Raw genomic sequence first — 16,084 nt, 5'->3', positions numbered from 1 at the left:
ATTATAATTTATGGAAGTAAGTTTTAATTCCAACTATCTTCTTTAAATAGATGGCACATCCAATGTTCCAGAATGCCATACTTGCAACAGTAGCACCTGCAGCTCCTAAACCACCATATAAAGGCGTCAAAAAAGAAGTAAGTATGATGTTTATTATCAGTGCAGCCAACACAAAATTCTGATGTACTTTTTGCTTACCGATCATTTGAAGTATAATTCCTACAGAACCAGAGAATGAATTTATGATTTGTCCTGCGCATAGTAGAATCAAAATTGAGCTTCCTTCAATAAACTCTTCTCCAAATAGACTTAAAATAAAATTATTAAAAATAATGATAACAGAAGCAATAGCAATCGTTATAAAAAAATTTATGTTAGTGGAAAAACGAACAATGTTTTTAAAACTATCATCACCTTCTGCATGACTTTTAGCAATTTTAGGTGCTAGTATTGAATTGATAGCAGATAGACTGAAGGATGTCAAAGCAGCAATTTTTACTGCCACGGAGTAAATTCCTATGTTGGATTTAGTCTCGAATACACCCATAATTTGTGTATCTACCATTGTAAGTAAAATTAAGATGGATGATGAAAGTAACATTGGAAAAGATTCCTTTATAAAATCCAAATATTTGTATGTAGAAATTGTAATATAATTCAATTTTCTAATCACAATAAAAAAGCTTGTAAATGCAGTAATAAAAACAGCCCAGAAGTGAGCCTTTAAGATTATAATGGGATCTTGATTACTACTCCAAAAGATAATTAATATAAGTAACGAAATTAAAAATCTACTTGGGTAATTGATAAAACTAAAAGCAAGACTTTGTTTTTTGGCTCTAAAATAACTACTACAAATTATAGCAATATTCCAGAATGGTATCGAAAGTAAAATCCAAGGTAAAAAATTAATCAACTCTGGTTTTGGCTGCTGGTAAAAACGAAAAATAATCGCTTCTTTAAAAAAAAATATTAAACTTGAAAAAAGGCAACTAGCTATGAACGTGACAATAACTGATTTATAGAAAACACCTGCTTCAGTGTTGTTTTTTGATTGTGAAAAAAACTTAACAATATTTGTATCCAATCCTAACCTTCCAAACACTCCAATAATTAAAAAAAAAGAAAAACAAAGGGCCACTAAACCATAAATATCTGCACCGTAATTATTTGAAACATATATTGTAAATACATAGCCTATAAAGGCGCCAAATAACCTAAGGATTAAAAAATAACTCCCTTTTTTAAGTATTTCTTTATAATCTGAATTTTCAAGGATTTTCTTTATGGGATTATTCATTAATCTCAAGAAACATTTTGTTTGATGATATACATTGCTTTTAAATTTTAAAATCCTCTGTGATGCTCAGTATTGTAATTTTCAAATTAGTTGCGAACAAAACGAAGAACTGCTTGGCTTAAGAATATGATAAAATAAATGAAAAGGTATAACCCCAATAATGCAACAGGAAATAGTATACTAGAGCTATTTCGATCTTCACTTAACATACCATATGACGAATCTATTACTTTTAAAACTTCATTTTCAGACGACAATTTGTTTCTTAGCGATAAGTCATCATATAAAAGATTCTTTTTTTGACTTAGCAACTCTCTAAAATTTTGACTTCCAGTGAAAGAAACAGCATTATCATTGAGATTAGGCATTATTCCAATTTCATTTCTACCTTTGATAATGCTATCAATTTGAGATCTAATTTCTTTGTTCTGAATCAGTTGTTCTTTATAATTTTCTAAAGTTGTTGTCTTTAGATCAGTATAATATGGATTAGATGACAACTTGCCGAACAAGTGATTAGATATCTCTTTACCAAATGCACTTCCTTTTATGAATATTCTTATTTGATGAGTAGGGTATTCATTAATGTTAATCTCCTCCTCTAAAAATGAAATATCGCCATATTCTTCAAGTAGAAGTTCAAATATTTCTCTATTTTCTTCAGACTTATTAACTAAATTATAAACATCGACCACTGGGTCGACTTCTACCTCTAGAACTTTCTCGTAATTTTCGCCAAAAATTTCTCTTAAATAAACTGTATCTTCAGATTTAAGTTTAGCATTTATAGAATTTATCTTGCTATATACATACTCAGTACTTTCGAAATTTGTCTTTATTAAGAATTCATTCACATAAACTTTCTTAGTAAGACTTATTAATAAAATCTGTAATCCAACTCCTATAACTAACACAATCAATAGCCTGAACTTATGCTTCCAAAGAAATCGAAATACTTGCACTATCCCAATTAAAATGGATTTGAAAATGAATTTGATTTTATCAAAAACAACACTTAAGTCGATTTCATCTGAGGAAGATTGAGTTTGATGATCTTGCATAATATAGATTAGAAATGGTAAATAATAATATTCGAAATTAAGTATTATTTGACAGTAAATAGATGTCAGCCCAATAAAAAAGGTTGCGTTTAAAACTACCTTATTTAATAAGCCCTATCGCTTTTCCCTTCGTAAAAGTTCATAAACGCTTTATTCACGACTTTATTACCTCCTTGGGTAGGATAATCTCCAGTGAAATACCAGTCACCTAAATTTTTTGGGCAAGCATCATGCAATTTGTCTACTGTTTGGTAAATGACCTTTACCTCAGATTGGATAGACTCGTCACTTAAAAGCTGAGCTATTCGATCTGAGATCTCCTCGTAAGTAAACGGAGCATACACCGCTTTCACATGGTTCTCTTCAGCCTGTGTTGCAAACTCAGACTGGTCTTTACATTTCTCGTAGACAGCGTCCATCGTTTCCTGATAAATCCCTCTTTCTTTAAGTAATGAAACCGCAGCCTGGAAAGCTACAAAGTCTTCTAGCTTGGCCATGTCTATCCCATAGCAGTCTGGATATCGAATCTGAGGTGCCGAGGAGACAATAATGATTTTCTTTGGGTTTAAACGGTCTAGCATCTTGAGGATACTCTTTTTTAAAGTGGTTCCTCTTACAATACTGTCGTCTATCACCACCAAATTATCTGTGGGTTTGACTACACCGTAGGTCACATCGTAAACATGAGCTACCAGGTCATCTCTGCTGCTGTCTTCGGTTATAAACGTTCTTAACTTAACATCCTTAACAGCAATTTTTTCAGTTCTCAATCTTAGGTTCAGAATTTCAGAAAGCCGTTCGTCAGTCAGGTTTTCTTTTTCTTTCAGAATGGCTTGATTTTTCTGATGATTCAATTCATCCTGTGCTGCTTCGACCATCCCATAAAACGAGGTTTCAGCAGTATTCGGAATGAAGGAAAACACAGAATTCATGGTATCATAATCAATAGCCTTCAGTACTTCTGGCATTAAAAGTCGACCTAAATTTTTTCGCTCTTTATAAATTTCAGCATCGCTTCCTCTGGAGAAGTAAATCCGCTCAAAAGAACATGCCTTACGCTCTCTTGGCTTGAGTATCGTTTTAAAATGAACCGAGCCGTCTTTCTTAGTGATAATCGCTTCCCCTGGCATCAGTTCTTGAACCTCTTCAAAAGGAACATTGAAGGCTGTTTGAATCACGGGACGCTCTGAAGCTACCACCACGACTTCATCGTCTTTGTAATAATACGCAGGACGAATGCCGTTAGGATCTCTCAACACAAAAGAATCTCCATGGCCTAACATCCCGGCAATCACATAACCCCCATCCCAGTCTTTGGAGGATTTTCTTAAAATCTTATGAACTTTAAGTTGCTCAACAATATGAGGAGAGGCCTCTTTTTTGTTGAAGCCTTCCTCTTTTAATTTTTTATAAAGTTTTCTGACTTCAGAGTCTAAAAAATGACCGATTTTCTCCATCACGGTCACTGTATCAGCTTTCTCTTTAGGATGCTGTCCCAGTTCAACCAAATTCTGAAACAATTCGTTCACATTGGTCATGTTGAAGTTTCCAGCAACGATCAGGTTACGATGCATCCAATTATTTTGCCTTAAAAAAGGATGTACGCTTTCAATACTATTTTTACCGTAAGTACCATAACGCACATGGCCCAGATACACTTCACCTAAGTAAGGAAGGTCTGTTTTTCTGGCATCTATATCTTCTAAAATCCCGGGATGGATTTCCAGCTCTTTATTGATTCGCTGGTTAACTTGAGCAAAAATATCCTGTATGGGCTGAGCTTCGTTAGATCTAATTCTGCTGATGTATCTATGTCCTGGCTTAACATCCAACTTCACACTAGCAAGGCCAGCACCGTCCTGACCTCGATTGTGCTGTTTTTCCATCATCAAATACATCTTATTGATGCCGTAAAACGCACTCCCGTATTTCTCTTTATAGTAAGAAATCGGCTTTAGAAGCCTTAGTGTAGCAATGCCACATTCATGTTTTATAAGTTCACTCATCCCTGTGTCTATAAAAAAGCCCCGAATCATCAGGGCAACATATTAAGCTAAATTGATTTCAAATTGAGTAAGCGCTTTAAAGCTTTCCAGACGCTTTTCTACTTCATCTTTATCTAGATTCAACATCTTATCTGTTCCAAATTTTTCAACACAAAAGGACGCTAAATTGGATCCATAAATCACTGCATTCTTCATGTTTTCAAAAGAGATATCTTTTGTACTGGCCAGATAACCTACAAATCCTCCTGCAAAGGTATCTCCCGCCCCTGTTGGATCAAATACTTCTTCCAGCGGTAAAGCCGGTGCAAAAAACATTTCTTCGTTATGGAATAACAAAGCGCCATGCTCTCCTTTCTTAATCACCACATAATCTGGCCCCATATCTCTAATGGTTCTGGCAGCTTTCACTAAAGAATATTCACCGGATAACTGTCTCGCTTCTTCATCGTTGATAGTGATCACATCTACTTTTGAAATCACTTGTTTAAGTAAATCCAGCTCAGAATCCATCCAAAAGTTCATTGTGTCTAGCACAATAAGCTTAGGATCATTAACCTGCTCGATCACACTTAACTGAACAGCTGGGTGCAAATTTCCTAGCATCACAATTTCTGACTGCTTGAAGTCTTCTGGAACTACTGGGCTAAAATCTGCTAGCACATTCAACTGAGTATCTAGAGTATCTCTGGTGTTCATATCATTATGATACCTACCGCTCCAAAAGAAGGTCTTTCCACCTTCTACAACATTTAAGCCTTCTAAATTCACCTTGCGATCGGTAAGTAAATCCAAATACGATTGTGGAAAGTCATCACCAACTACAGAAACCACCGAAGATTCTACATCAAACTGAGAGGCACTAAGGGCAATATAAGTCCCTGCACCACCAAGAATTTTATCGGTTTTACCAAAAGGCGTTTCAATGGCATCAAAAGCTACAGTTCCTACAATCAATAATTTGCTCATCTGTCTTTAAATTTTTTGCAAATATAGGGTTTCTGTAAGAATTTAATCGGTTGAATGTTTTATTTCAAGTAGTATGAATAGCCTAAAGAAAATACTAATCAAGGGATAAGGTTTTAATGGCTTCTTAAAGTTTGGTTTCTACAAATCTAATTCTCATTTTTAAAAACCTCACAGGTTTTTAAAACCTGTGAGGTCTAATTAAATTATTTTTTAGATTTATCACTTCTGGACTTTATTTCCTCCCAAAATCCGCAGGGATTTCCCCCCAGGATTTGGTCTCCCATTTTAATATGGGATTGTTGAAGCTGTTTTTTCTAACCACTACTTTGCTCTTAGAATAAAAAAACCTAAAAGTGTACAGGTTTTTAAGAAAATACAAATAACTAAATTCAAATTTTAAATCTAGCTGTTGGCAGTAGAGTGATTGCTTCAAAAACCCCAAATGTGTAGTATGCCTTAGCTTTTAAGCCCAATTCAAAATATGTATTGATATCGAAAAAGTACTCTGGAGAAATAAATATACCTGCATCGTTTATGGTGTCGCTGCTTAATCTAAAGCCTGTAAAATTTTCAAAAACAACAATTTGCAACCTGTTTTCTGTTTGATTCAAATAATACAAGCCAAACGTTAATTGGAAACCATTTTTAAAAACTTGTCTAAAATGCACATCAATATAATTGGTTTGAAGAATATTATCATAGTCTGAAAGCAACAACTCTACACTATCGTTAAAAACCAAACTCCTATCTATACTTTCTCTGTGCTGTTGTCTTGATAATCCCAAACCTATATATCTGTTTTTGGGTAATCTAAAGTCAAAATTCAATTCCTGAAACGAACCAAAAGGTGAAACTGACAAATTCAATGGATCTTCTGGATTTCCATCTGCGTATTCTAAATATGAAATACCATAGGAATAAGCAACCTCAAATTTGGATGAGTCAGAATTATTCATCTTATCCGATTGAGAATAGAGCACAGAGATAAATAAAAGACTAATTGGCAAAAATAAAATTTTCATAATTTAAAATTTAAATCCAAGTATTAGGTTAAAGTTATAATAGTCTGGTAATCTGTTTAGCGTATCAAAATCATCTTCTCCAGTAAAAGCCGATAAAAATGAAACCTCAAAACCTATTAAATAGTTTTTATAAAAATTATAATGGGTCTGTAGTCCATAAATTCCAAAAAAACTATTATAATTTTCGGTTTCCACCTCATTTTCGAATGAGATGATTTCAAGTGTCTCTTCATCAAAAGTTGTGTTCAATAACACATGCTGTTTAGAACTAGAAAAGTTATATCCAAAACCACCAAATACTGAAAAGCTCCAAGTATCGCTATTTACGAATAGGAAATGAATTTTAGAACCCAAAGAATGATTTCTAATACGCGACCAATCTGTCTCGAAAAATAAGTTTAAACCACCAGATAAGCCTAGGATTTCCTGTTCTAATTGTTCTGCATCATCAATATAGTCTGGTAAATTACTAACCTGAGCATACGTATAGAATACATCAAATGCAAAAGAATTTGAAAATCGATTTTGATAGTTTATTCCAGCTGAAAAATTTTTAGCATCTTGAGAAGATTCCGAAAAAATTGGCTTCCCAAGTGTTAGGCTAAAATTTTGATTTAAAGTGTTTTGAGAAACAACTACTGACACATTAATCAAAATCAAAATCAAAATCTTGAATAAATATTTCATACACATAAAAGTTTCCTGGCACAAACGCCAGGAAATAAACTTAGACATTAATCAGTCAGATCAGTATAATAATGGTTAAAATAATAATTAAACCTATCATTCCATTTATGATTATAATGCACCCCACCAGATTGAATTGTACTCCCTGAGGTTCCAGGACCTACATTTGTTGCCAATACATGTCTTCTGCTAATTTCAAAATTTACCCTTAAAATTGCTTTACCTGTATTTACATTGATTTTAACTTCACCACTAACTTCTGCTGAAGGTTTTATAGCTCCATTTTCTAGCTTAAAGCCAGATTTAGCTTTCAATTCAGCAGAGGCACTTGCTCTTAAATGATGAATCGAAAAAACGGCTATAGATTGTGAGTTTTCAGACATAGTCCAATCTGGATCAAATTCTGTATTAAAGCCAACCCATCTTTTCTTTCTACAGTCTTTCCTTCTAATTCTAATTTCCCTTACAACGTAATCGTTGCCCTTTGCAGTTATTGTACCGTCAGAATTTTGAGTTTTCGATCTTCGACTTATTCTCATATTTCAATTTATAAAGATGGTTTAATGCATCATTCATGTTGTCAAACTTTGGTAGTTCATCTCTTGAAAGTTTAGTTTTTTCAACATTTAGGAAAGACTCTTTCTCAACGATACTTAATTTATTAAATTCTTTTAAATCATATTTCTCAAGTTTATTATGGTCATATGTCGTGAATTCTTCATCATTCTCACAAGACATACAGATCAATATCAGTATAAAAATCAATTTTTTCATATCATTCAGTTTTAATTCTTTAAACATTTTAAGTCAATTAAAGATTTTGACTGTAGCTACTGCCTAAAATTAGTCGGATTTAGAGGTTAAAAAAATGTGAAAACAAGCATAAACTGTTAATTAACACTTGAGAATGTAAATTTTACGGTTTTCCCGTAACATGTTTAAGGTCAAACCGTAACAACTTTTCAATAAAGTAATATACTTTTATAGTATATAGTTAATCGCTCATAATGAAACTTTTAAAACTTATAAAACAACGAAAGAATAGAGGATTAAGTCAAGAGTGCATTGCAGAAAAAATGAACTTTACACAATCTCAATATTGTAGAAGAGAAAATGGTTTAATACAAATGACAATTTCAGAATGGGAGAAACTAAGCTTGATTTTAGATGTTAATTTGAATGAAATTTATGAAAGCAAATTTATTAAACAACAAAATGGCATACCTATTTTAATAATAAATTCTTCTTTATATAATGATGTTTTGATTTTAAATAGAGAATTAAAATTGCTTAAAAAAGAAAATCAAAAATTAAAAAAAATTCTAAGGAGTAAAAAATAATCTTCACTTCCTCCCAAAATCAGCCGGGATTTCGCCCCAGGATTTGGTCTCCCATTTCAGAATGGGGTTTTTAAAAGTGTGTTTAGAAAGCCAGATTTCAGCTCTTTTGATCAATTCGAAAAGCTTTTCGTTTTTAGCGTTTTTAGCGAGGTTAGTTTTACACTTCTTCTGTCGAATCCAGGACATAGCAATTCTGGAATCTGTGTAAATAGGTAGATCACTTTTTTTTTCTTTCAAAAAGGCTAGTCCATGAACCAGGGCTAAAAACTCACCAATATTATTGGTCCCATTAGGAAAAGGTCCCATATGAAAAAGCACTTGCTTGGTTTTAGTGACTACTCCCCTATATTCCATCTTTCCCGGATTTCCGCTAGAAGCAGCATCTACAGCGATAGACTTCCATTCAATCCCTTCTTTGGAATAGGATTTCGGAATCTGCTTTTTTTGCTTCTGAAAACTAAAAAATCCCATGGCGTAAGCTTCCTTTGCTTCCTCAAGACTTTCAAAGGATTTATACTTCGCATTTGGGTAGTTCTGGATCTTGAGCTTACACTCCTGCCAACTGGAATAAATTCCTGGCTCATAGCCCTCCCAAACCACATAAAATTTTTTCTTTTTACCCATTCAGCTCTTTTATTAGTCAAGAAATAACAGTTCATCCCTAAAATTCAACACTTCAGCAGATTCGATTTCAGAAAGGTGGTTAAAGTAGAGATATTTGAGTCAATAATAACAAAAATAATTAGCTATGAAAACTTCAAACATCGAAAACAAACAATCGGGATTAGCATATCAAGAAGCTAAGGAAAAGGTAAAAACCCTAAAATCCTTTTATTTCAGTGTCATGATTTACGGGTTGGTGAACGCAGGGCTCATCTATATCTGGTTTAAGTTTTCAGGTACAGACTTTCAATGGTTCTGGTTTCCTCTCATCGGCTGGGGATTAGGATTGCTCTTTAAAGGCTTAGCTGCATATGATATAAATTTCATTTTTGGCAAAAAGTGGGAAGAAAGAAAATTAAAAATGTTTATGAATAGAGAGGAACTTAGTTTAGAGAAAAAAACTGTTCAGCCTCAGGCCTACCAGGAAGCGAAAAAAAAGGTAGATAGCATCAAAGGTTTTTATAGTCACTTTTTAGTTTACCTCATCGTGAATTCATTTATAGTAACAACCATAGTGTGGAATACAAACATAGACTTATTGAGTTTTGCAGCTTTATCGACTCCCTTCTTTTGGGGAATAGGACTAGTCTCGCACGCTTTTGGAGTATTTGGAGACGCTCTTTTTTTTAATAAAGACTGGGAAAACCGAAAAATTAAGGAGTTGATGGATTCTAAATTCGTGAATTCAAATAAAGTTTAAATTTGAAGTGAAAGTTAATGTTCCACAAAACCTTAAGCTTATGAAATTCCTACTCATCTCAATTTCATTCCTTTTTTGGATACAACTTAAAGCTCAGGATACGTTCATCATAAAAGATGTAAAAATCTTTGATGGGGAGGAAGTTTTAAAAAATACTTCTGTAAAAATTGAAGGTGATAAAATAGTAGCTATCGACGAAGGTCTCCAAGTCGATGCGGGTACACAGGTCATTGATGGTCGTGGTAAAACCTTAATTCCAGCTCTATCTAATGCTCATGTCCACGTCTGGTCTCCATTATCTTTAAATCAGGCTGCTAAAGCTGGCGTCCTTAATGTCATGGACATGCATGGCATTGAAAATTTCCAACAGGGTATGAAAAAACTAAAGGATTCTACCAATTTTGCACGCTATTATGTCGCAGGTTATGCCGCCACTGCTCCGGAAGGTCACGGCACTCAGTTTGGCTTCCCAGTTCCTACATTGGATGGTCCCGAAGACGCAGCAGAATTTGTAGAAGGGCGAGTGAAATCTGAAGTAGATTACATCAAAATTATTGTAGAGCCTTACAAGAACACCTTATCTCATGAGACCGTGGCGGAAATCATTAAAGAAGCTCATAATAAAGGTCTAAAATCCGTCGTGCACGTCAGTCGGTTAGAGGATGGCCTCAACGTTTTAGAGAATAATGCAAATGGATTGGTGCATATTTGGTGGGACAAGACTGTGGATGAAGAAACCCTTAATCGTTTATCGAACACTAAACGCTTTTTTATCATCCCTACCCTGTTAACGACCCTCAAAGCTTTTGATAATATTGGAGAAGCCAGCAAAGAGTTTTTGACTAAAAAACAACTTTTATCAGAGGTGAGAAAATTACATCAGGCTGATATTCCAATTTTAGCAGGCACAGATCCGCCTAACCTAGGCATCAATTACGGCACAGACCTATATGAGGAGCTCTTTTTATTTAAAGAAGCTGGTTTATCTAACCTTGAGATTTTAAAAACAGCCACCTCCAACATAGCTGATGCTTTTGAACTTAAAAAAGCGGGTTACATAAGAAAAAATTACAAGGCAGACCTCCTTCTTATAAATGGAGATCCTACTGAGAATATTGAAGATATTTCTAATATTGAGATGATTTGGAAGGCTGGCGATCAAGTGGAGGTGGACTAGCCTTATTCTATGTCAATTGGTTCGAAAAGTAACTCCATAATGATCAATTGACCACGAGAGCTTATTTAGAACAATCTGTACAGAAAATGGATTACTTATCCAATTACACGTTCTATGACTTTTGGATAGTACTCATATTCTAGGGCATGAATCTTATCTTCCAATGAGCTCAAATTCTCATTATCTTCTAAATCTACTTTATACTGTGCTATGATCTCACCTTCGTCGTAGTTTTGATTAACATAGTGTATAGTAATGCCGCTTTCTTTTTCTCTGTGCTTTAGAATTTTCTTGAAAACTCGCTCTCCATACATGCCCTCCCCTCCATATTTAGGTAAAAGAGAAGGGTGAATATTTACAATTCTATTAGGGAATTCGGCTAAGAAGGAGCTAGGTATTTTTAGTAGAAAGCCTGCTAAAACAATAAGATTCGGCTGTATGTCTTGTATGACCTCAAGTAGGGCATTGGTCTCGTATAGATCTTCTTTATCAAAATGAATGCACTTAATTTTCAAATCATGAGCTCTTCTCAGCACCCTGGATTTTTTATTATTCGAAATAACATGAGAAACTTCAATTTCCTTATGATCTCTAAAGTAATGGTATATATTAATGGCGTTGGTGCCATTCCCGGAGGCAAATATGATGATTTTTTTCTTTGAGTTTGATTTGGAATCTTTCATTAAAGTCAATATTAAATATGAAATTTAAGCAATTTCAAAACTAATTTATAAAATATTATTGTGTAAATTTAAGCACATTTTCAGCTTTAAAACTTGTTTTAAACTAAAGTTTTATATTTTTGCGCACTGAATTTAAACATAAAAAAATACAATCATGTCAGACATTGCATCAAGAGTAAAAGCCATTATCGTTGATAAGTTGGGCGTTGACGAAAACGAAGTTGTTACAGAAGCTAGCTTTACAAACGATTTGGGAGCAGATTCTTTAGATACAGTAGAACTTATCATGGAATTTGAGAAAGAATTTGATATTCAAATACCAGATGATCAAGCAGAAAACATCTCTACAGTTGGTCAAGCTATTTCTTACATTGAGGAAGCAAAAAAATAAATAGTCTTATTTCATGGAATTAAAGCGAGTTGTTGTTACTGGTATGGGCGCTCTTACGCCCATTGGGAATAATATTTCAGAATACTGGGAAGGATTAAAGCACGGTAAAAGTGGTGCAGCGCCTATCACCTATTTTGACACAGAACTATTCAAAACTAAATTCGCTTGTGAAATAAAAAATTTCAATGCCAACGATTACTTCGACAGGAAAGAAGTGAGACGACTAGATCGATTTGCTCAGTACGCTTTGGTATCTTCAGATGAAGCTATTTTAGATTCTGGCATAGATCTTAATGTTGTTGATAAATATCGTGTTGGTGTGATTTGGGGTGCAGGAATTGGAGGTTTGGAAACTTTTCAAAACGAAGTTATCGATTTCGCTAAAGGGGATGGCACTCCTAGATTTAATCCATTTTTTATCCCCAAAATGATAGCTGATATTGCCCCCGGTAATATTTCTATCAAGCACGGGTTTATGGGTCCTAACTATGCCACAGTTTCTGCCTGTGCTTCATCTGCTAACGCCATGATAGATGCTCTTAACTATATCAGGTTAGGTTACAGTGATATCATAGTGACAGGCGGTAGTGAAGCAGCCGTAACCAAAGCTGGTATGGGAGGATTTAATTCCATGCATGCACTTTCTACAAAAAACGATGATCCACAAAAAGCATCTCGACCATTTGATGCTAATAGAGATGGTTTTGTTTTGGGAGAAGGTGGAGGTGCTCTTATTCTTGAGGAATACGAACATGCCAAGGCCAGAGGTGCCAAAATTTATGCTGAAGTTATTGGAGGTGGAATGTCCTCTGATGCTTACCATATGACGGCTCCACATCCAGAAGGAAAAGGTGTTGTGGCGGTGATGAAAAACTGCTTGCATAACTCAGGGTTAAATCCAGAAGACGTAGATACCATAAATACCCATGGCACATCTACGCCCTTAGGAGATGTGGCAGAATTAAAAGCTATCAAACAAGTGTTTGGAGAGCACGCAAAAACAATTAACATCAATTCTACCAAGTCCATGACGGGTCACCTTTTAGGCGCTGCAGGAGCTGTAGAAGCTATAGCTTCTATTTTAGCGATGCAACATAGCTTGGTACCGCCTACGATCAATCATGAGACCGCAGATGAGAATATAGATTCTGAACTCAACCTTACATTGAACAAGCCACAAGAACGGAAAATTAAAGTGGCTATGAGCAATACTTTTGGGTTTGGCGGGCATAATGCATGTGTTGCTTTTAAAAGCTTGGATGAGTAGCCTATTATTTTTGAATGAAATTTTTAAATTATATACTTAATGAATCCCGTTCTCATAGAGACGGGATTTTTTTTAAAAAAATCCAGAAGATTGTAAAGGTTAAGCCTGCTAACTTATCTCTTTATAAACAAGCCTTTACTCATTGTTCTCTAAAAATTAAAAATGAGGAAGGGAACATCATAAGTTACGAGCGGCTGGAGTTTCTTGGGGATTCCATCCTAGGAGCTATCATATCGACTTATCTGTTTGAAAATGCACCTCACGGAGACGAAGGTTACCTTACCAAAATGAGGTCCAAGATAGTTAGTAGAAAGAATCTTAATCTATTAGGAGAAAAATTTCAGCTTACAGATCTTATCCAATCTGATATTCCAGCAGAAAAGCTTGGCAAAAACATCAATGGAAATTTATTCGAAGCTTTAATTGGAGCCATATATGTAGATAAAGGCTTTAAAGCTTGCGAAGAATTTATTTATAAGAAAGTTATTCAGGAAGATGTAGATCTAGCCAAGCTTGAGAAACGTGTGGTTAGCTATAAAAGCCTAATGATCGAGTGGTGCCAAAAAAACAAATTCAGTTTTGAGTTCATTATTGAAGATGATATTGGAAAAGATGAAGAAAAACATTTTGCTGTAAAGTTGATCATCAATGACGAGATTTCTGGTAAAGCTCGAGAAACCTCCAAAAAAAGAGCAGAAGAAAAAGCCTCCCAACGAGCTTACTTTAGCTTCCAAAATCATATCCATCCTTAAAATTCTTTCCACGAAAACGATTTCTTAAGTTGTCAGCCTTGATAAACCTCTATCTTGTTTGATGCATCTTGTTTTGTTTCATATATTTACATGGATTCGTATTGAGAATTCGATATAAAACCGAAGGTTAATTTATCATGATGAAAAAAAGAAGATTTAGTTTGTCTGATTTTGAATTTTGTGATTTTAAATTAATCGGTCTACATTCTCAGCAGGAACCACATAAAATTGCTTACTTCATTAACCTAGCTCTTGAAACTAATTTTAAAAGAGTCAATACAGACCTAGAGCTTATCATTAATGGTAAAACGATTCATTTTCCAATTTTTGAATTTTTCAATAAAGATTGGGATACAAAATCGTATCTTATTAGTAATAAGGTAAATGTTGAAGAAAAAGTCATTGGAAATAGTCTCTTCGCAATAGAGGATTATCTTTCTCAAGAATTTTTGCTTAGTGACCATAAACGTGTAGATTACTTATTAAAAATTAACGACGATTTAAATATTTTCGATCCTAAACTCATAATAGATAGGCTCGTAAAAATGCGTCAAATCTCAATGGCCTATACCATAGAAACAGACGCTATTAAACATCCAGAACATTTAATATTAGACTAATGAAAGCGACTAAAAAAACAAAAATAGTTTCCACACTTGGCCCTGCCACCAGTAAAAAAGAAGTTCTAAGAGATATGCTTGAGGCTGGTGTCAATATTTTTAGAATCAACTTCTCTCATGCAGACCATGAGGGAGTGAAAGAGCGCGTGAAAATGATTCGCGATCTTAATGAAGAATACGGGTATAATGCTGGAATACTTGGAGATTTACAAGGACCTAAACTAAGAGTTGGGGTCATGAAAGACGAAGTGGTAGTAGAACCTGGAGAAGAAATCACCTTCGCTACAGGTAAGGAATTTGAAGGCACTAAGCAAAGGGTTTACATGAATTACGACACCTTCCCTCAAGATGTAAAGCCAGGAGAACGTATTTTACTAGACGATGGTAAACTGATTTTTGAGGTGATGACCACTGATAAAAAGTCTGAAGTAAAGACTAAAGTCATTCAGGGAGGTCCTTTAAAATCGAGAAAAGGGGTAAACTTACCAAACACAAATATCTCTCTTCCTGCTCTTACGGAAAAGGATGTAAAGGACGCCATCTTTGCCTGTGAACTTCAGGTGGACTGGATAGCTTTATCTTTTGTAAGGTTCGCCAGCGATCTTAAGCAATTGCAAAAGATCATTAAAAAACACAGTGATCATAAAATCCCTATCATTTCTAAGATCGAAAAGCCTGAGGGCGTCAGAAACATCGATAAGATCATTGCTTATTGCGATGGACTTATGGTAGCTCGAGGAGATTTAGGTGTTGAAATACCAGCCCATGAAGTACCATTAATTCAAAAGCAGCTAGTTCTTAAAGCTAAACAAGCGAGGATTCCAGTAATTATTGCAACACAAATGATGGAAACCATGATAGATAGCTTGACACCTACGAGAGCAGAGGTGAATGACGTAGCCAATTCGGTTATGGACGGAGCAGACGCCGTCATGCTTTCCGGAGAAACCTCCGTAGGAAAATACCCAGTACAGGTAATTCAAAAAATGGCTCAAATTTTAAAAAGTGTTGAAAATTCACCACTAATCAATGTCCCACAGGAAGCTCCTCAAATTCAAACCAAGCGTTATATAACGAAATCTATTTGTTATCACGCCGCCTTAATGGCCAACGAGATAGATGCTACCGCTATTTGCACATTAACAAATAGTGGGTACACGGCTTTCCAGATTTCGGCATGGAGACCGGATTCTCACATCCTCGCATTTACCTCAAATAAGAGAATTCTTACTCAGCTTAGTTTATTATGGGGCGTCAGAGCGTTTTATTACGATAAATTTAGCAGTACCGATGAAACTATAGAAGATATCAATTCTATTGCTAAAGAAATGAAATACGTTGAGAAAGGGGATTTCACTATTAATTTGGCAGCGATGCCAATTGAAGATAAAGGTATGGTGAATACCTTGAGAGTTTCTGAAATCAGTTAGAAAATAAAAATTGATTATT

At 34.7% G+C, this 16,084-nt stretch carries 18 protein-coding genes and 1 pseudogene; 8 read left to right on the top strand and 11 right to left on the bottom strand.

Annotated features, from left to right (window positions below):
• Nucleotide 1: 1 nt before the first annotated feature.
• From F598_RS0102765 to F598_RS0102730, 9 genes and pseudogenes are all read right to left on the bottom strand, one after another.
• On the bottom strand, nt 2-1,300 hold the full coding sequence (locus F598_RS0102765; RefSeq protein ID WP_019037495.1) for a flippase: 1,299 nt from the start codon (nt 1,298-1,300) through the stop codon (nt 2-4).
• 86 nt (nt 1,301-1,386) lie between these two features.
• Nucleotides 1,387-2,361 (bottom strand): hypothetical protein, encoded by a 975-nt coding sequence (locus F598_RS0102760; protein ID WP_019037494.1) that lies wholly within the window; start codon nt 2,359-2,361, stop codon nt 1,387-1,389.
• A gap of 104 nt (nt 2,362-2,465) precedes the next feature.
• Nucleotides 2,466-4,367 (bottom strand): amidophosphoribosyltransferase, encoded by a 1,902-nt coding sequence (locus tag F598_RS0102755; RefSeq protein ID WP_026302479.1) that lies wholly within the window; start codon nt 4,365-4,367, stop codon nt 2,466-2,468.
• Between the two features lie 42 nt (nt 4,368-4,409).
• On the bottom strand, nt 4,410-5,333 hold the full coding sequence (locus F598_RS0102750; protein WP_019037492.1) for a PfkB family carbohydrate kinase: 924 nt from the start codon (nt 5,331-5,333) through the stop codon (nt 4,410-4,412).
• Nucleotides 5,334-5,565: 232 nt separating this feature from the next.
• Nucleotides 5,566-5,643, bottom strand: a pseudogene (locus F598_RS15575) (ribonuclease H); the annotation flags it as partial.
• A gap of 79 nt (nt 5,644-5,722) precedes the next feature.
• Nucleotides 5,723-6,355, bottom strand: a complete 633-nt coding sequence (locus tag F598_RS0102745) for a hypothetical protein (protein ID WP_019037491.1) — start codon at nt 6,353-6,355, stop codon at nt 5,723-5,725.
• A gap of 3 nt (nt 6,356-6,358) precedes the next feature.
• The gene (locus tag F598_RS0102740) at nt 6,359-7,042 is read right to left on the bottom strand and encodes a hypothetical protein (protein ID WP_019037490.1); all 684 of its coding nucleotides are present in this window, start codon (nt 7,040-7,042) and stop codon (nt 6,359-6,361) included.
• A gap of 47 nt (nt 7,043-7,089) precedes the next feature.
• Nucleotides 7,090-7,581, bottom strand: a complete 492-nt coding sequence (locus tag F598_RS0102735) for a hypothetical protein (RefSeq protein ID WP_019037489.1) — start codon at nt 7,579-7,581, stop codon at nt 7,090-7,092.
• Nucleotides 7,544-7,843, bottom strand: a complete 300-nt coding sequence (locus F598_RS0102730) for a hypothetical protein (RefSeq protein WP_019037488.1) — start codon at nt 7,841-7,843, stop codon at nt 7,544-7,546. Before F598_RS0102730 ends, F598_RS0102735 begins: the two co-directional genes overlap by 38 nt.
• Before the next feature lie 206 nt (nt 7,844-8,049).
• On the opposite strand from F598_RS0102730, the gene F598_RS0102725 reads away from it, so the two are divergent.
• A complete protein-coding gene (locus F598_RS0102725) occupies nt 8,050-8,382 on the top strand; it encodes a helix-turn-helix domain-containing protein (protein ID WP_019037487.1) in 333 nt (110 codons plus the stop codon).
• A 3-nt stretch (nt 8,383-8,385) separates the two neighbouring features.
• Here F598_RS0102725 and F598_RS0102720 read toward each other — a convergent pair whose 3' ends face one another.
• A complete protein-coding gene (locus F598_RS0102720) occupies nt 8,386-9,006 on the bottom strand; it encodes a ribonuclease H1 domain-containing protein (RefSeq protein ID WP_019037486.1) in 621 nt (206 codons plus the stop codon).
• Nucleotides 9,007-9,130: 124 nt separating this feature from the next.
• Here F598_RS0102720 and F598_RS15420 point away from each other — a divergent pair, with 124 nt between their 5' ends.
• Nucleotides 9,131-9,745 carry a 2TM domain-containing protein gene (locus F598_RS15420; RefSeq protein WP_019037485.1) on the top strand — a complete coding sequence of 205 codons (615 nt, stop codon included), beginning with the start codon at nt 9,131-9,133 and terminating at the stop codon, nt 9,743-9,745.
• 40 nt (nt 9,746-9,785) lie between these two features.
• Complete coding sequence (locus F598_RS0102710) at nt 9,786-10,922, top strand: amidohydrolase family protein (protein ID WP_019037484.1); 1,137 nt, start codon at nt 9,786-9,788, stop codon at nt 10,920-10,922.
• Between the two features lie 95 nt (nt 10,923-11,017).
• Here F598_RS0102710 and purN read toward each other — a convergent pair whose 3' ends face one another.
• Nucleotides 11,018-11,605, bottom strand: a complete 588-nt coding sequence (purN, locus tag F598_RS0102705) for a phosphoribosylglycinamide formyltransferase (RefSeq protein ID WP_019037483.1) — start codon at nt 11,603-11,605, stop codon at nt 11,018-11,020.
• Nucleotides 11,606-11,759: 154 nt separating this feature from the next.
• Between purN and F598_RS0102700 the strand changes: the two genes are divergently transcribed.
• The 5 genes from F598_RS0102700 to pyk all read left to right on the top strand — a co-directional run bounded on the left by F598_RS0102700 (nt 11,760) and on the right by pyk (nt 16,065).
• Nucleotides 11,760-11,996 (top strand): acyl carrier protein, encoded by a 237-nt coding sequence (locus F598_RS0102700; protein WP_019037482.1) that lies wholly within the window; start codon nt 11,760-11,762, stop codon nt 11,994-11,996.
• Nucleotides 11,997-12,009: 13 nt separating this feature from the next.
• Nucleotides 12,010-13,263, top strand: a complete 1,254-nt coding sequence (fabF, locus tag F598_RS0102695; RefSeq protein ID WP_019037481.1) for a beta-ketoacyl-ACP synthase II — start codon at nt 12,010-12,012, stop codon at nt 13,261-13,263.
• A gap of 14 nt (nt 13,264-13,277) precedes the next feature.
• Nucleotides 13,278-14,015, top strand: a complete 738-nt coding sequence (rnc, locus tag F598_RS0102690; protein WP_019037480.1) for a ribonuclease III — start codon at nt 13,278-13,280, stop codon at nt 14,013-14,015.
• Nucleotides 14,016-14,155: 140 nt separating this feature from the next.
• On the top strand, nt 14,156-14,635 hold the full coding sequence (locus F598_RS0102685) for an IPExxxVDY family protein (protein ID WP_026302477.1): 480 nt from the start codon (nt 14,156-14,158) through the stop codon (nt 14,633-14,635).
• Complete coding sequence (gene pyk / locus F598_RS0102680) at nt 14,635-16,065, top strand: pyruvate kinase (RefSeq protein ID WP_019037478.1); 1,431 nt, start codon at nt 14,635-14,637, stop codon at nt 16,063-16,065. The genes F598_RS0102685 and pyk overlap by 1 nt, the downstream gene beginning before the upstream one ends.
• The last annotated feature ends 19 nt before the right edge of the window (nt 16,066-16,084 follow it).

This window comes from Psychroflexus tropicus DSM 15496, assembly GCF_000378765.1.
GTDB lineage: Bacteria > Bacteroidota > Bacteroidia > Flavobacteriales > Flavobacteriaceae > Psychroflexus > Psychroflexus tropicus.
This window is presented reverse-complemented; position numbering and strand designations above follow the sequence as displayed.

Excerpts from the sequence above, each read along its gene's own strand:
- F598_RS0102710 (WP_019037484.1), top strand. The coding sequence starts at position 9,786 with ATGAAATTCCTACTCATCTCAATTTCATTCCTTTTTTGGATACAACTT.
- F598_RS0102730 (WP_019037488.1), bottom strand. The coding sequence starts at position 7,843 with ATGTTTAAAGAATTAAAACTGAATGATATGAAAAAATTGATTTTTATA.
- F598_RS0102740 (WP_019037490.1), bottom strand. The coding sequence starts at position 7,042 with ATGAAATATTTATTCAAGATTTTGATTTTGATTTTGATTAATGTGTCA.
- F598_RS0102755 (WP_026302479.1), bottom strand. The coding sequence starts at position 4,367 with ATGAGTGAACTTATAAAACATGAATGTGGCATTGCTACACTAAGGCTT.
- pyk (WP_019037478.1), top strand. The coding sequence starts at position 14,635 with ATGAAAGCGACTAAAAAAACAAAAATAGTTTCCACACTTGGCCCTGCC.
- F598_RS0102685 (WP_026302477.1), top strand. The coding sequence starts at position 14,156 with ATGAAAAAAAGAAGATTTAGTTTGTCTGATTTTGAATTTTGTGATTTT.
- F598_RS0102750 (WP_019037492.1), bottom strand. The coding sequence starts at position 5,333 with ATGAGCAAATTATTGATTGTAGGAACTGTAGCTTTTGATGCCATTGAA.
- fabF (WP_019037481.1), top strand. The coding sequence starts at position 12,010 with ATGGAATTAAAGCGAGTTGTTGTTACTGGTATGGGCGCTCTTACGCCC.
- F598_RS15420 (WP_019037485.1), top strand. The coding sequence starts at position 9,131 with ATGAAAACTTCAAACATCGAAAACAAACAATCGGGATTAGCATATCAA.
- F598_RS0102765 (WP_019037495.1), bottom strand. The coding sequence starts at position 1,300 with ATGAATAATCCCATAAAGAAAATCCTTGAAAATTCAGATTATAAAGAA.
- F598_RS0102745 (WP_019037491.1), bottom strand. The coding sequence starts at position 6,355 with ATGAAAATTTTATTTTTGCCAATTAGTCTTTTATTTATCTCTGTGCTC.
- F598_RS0102700 (WP_019037482.1), top strand. The coding sequence starts at position 11,760 with ATGTCAGACATTGCATCAAGAGTAAAAGCCATTATCGTTGATAAGTTG.
- purN (WP_019037483.1), bottom strand. The coding sequence starts at position 11,605 with ATGAAAGATTCCAAATCAAACTCAAAGAAAAAAATCATCATATTTGCC.
- F598_RS0102760 (WP_019037494.1), bottom strand. The coding sequence starts at position 2,361 with ATGCAAGATCATCAAACTCAATCTTCCTCAGATGAAATCGACTTAAGT.
- F598_RS0102735 (WP_019037489.1), bottom strand. The coding sequence starts at position 7,581 with ATGAGAATAAGTCGAAGATCGAAAACTCAAAATTCTGACGGTACAATA.
- F598_RS0102720 (WP_019037486.1), bottom strand. The coding sequence starts at position 9,006 with ATGGGTAAAAAGAAAAAATTTTATGTGGTTTGGGAGGGCTATGAGCCA.
- F598_RS0102725 (WP_019037487.1), top strand. The coding sequence starts at position 8,050 with ATGAAACTTTTAAAACTTATAAAACAACGAAAGAATAGAGGATTAAGT.
- rnc (WP_019037480.1), top strand. The coding sequence starts at position 13,278 with ATGAAATTTTTAAATTATATACTTAATGAATCCCGTTCTCATAGAGAC.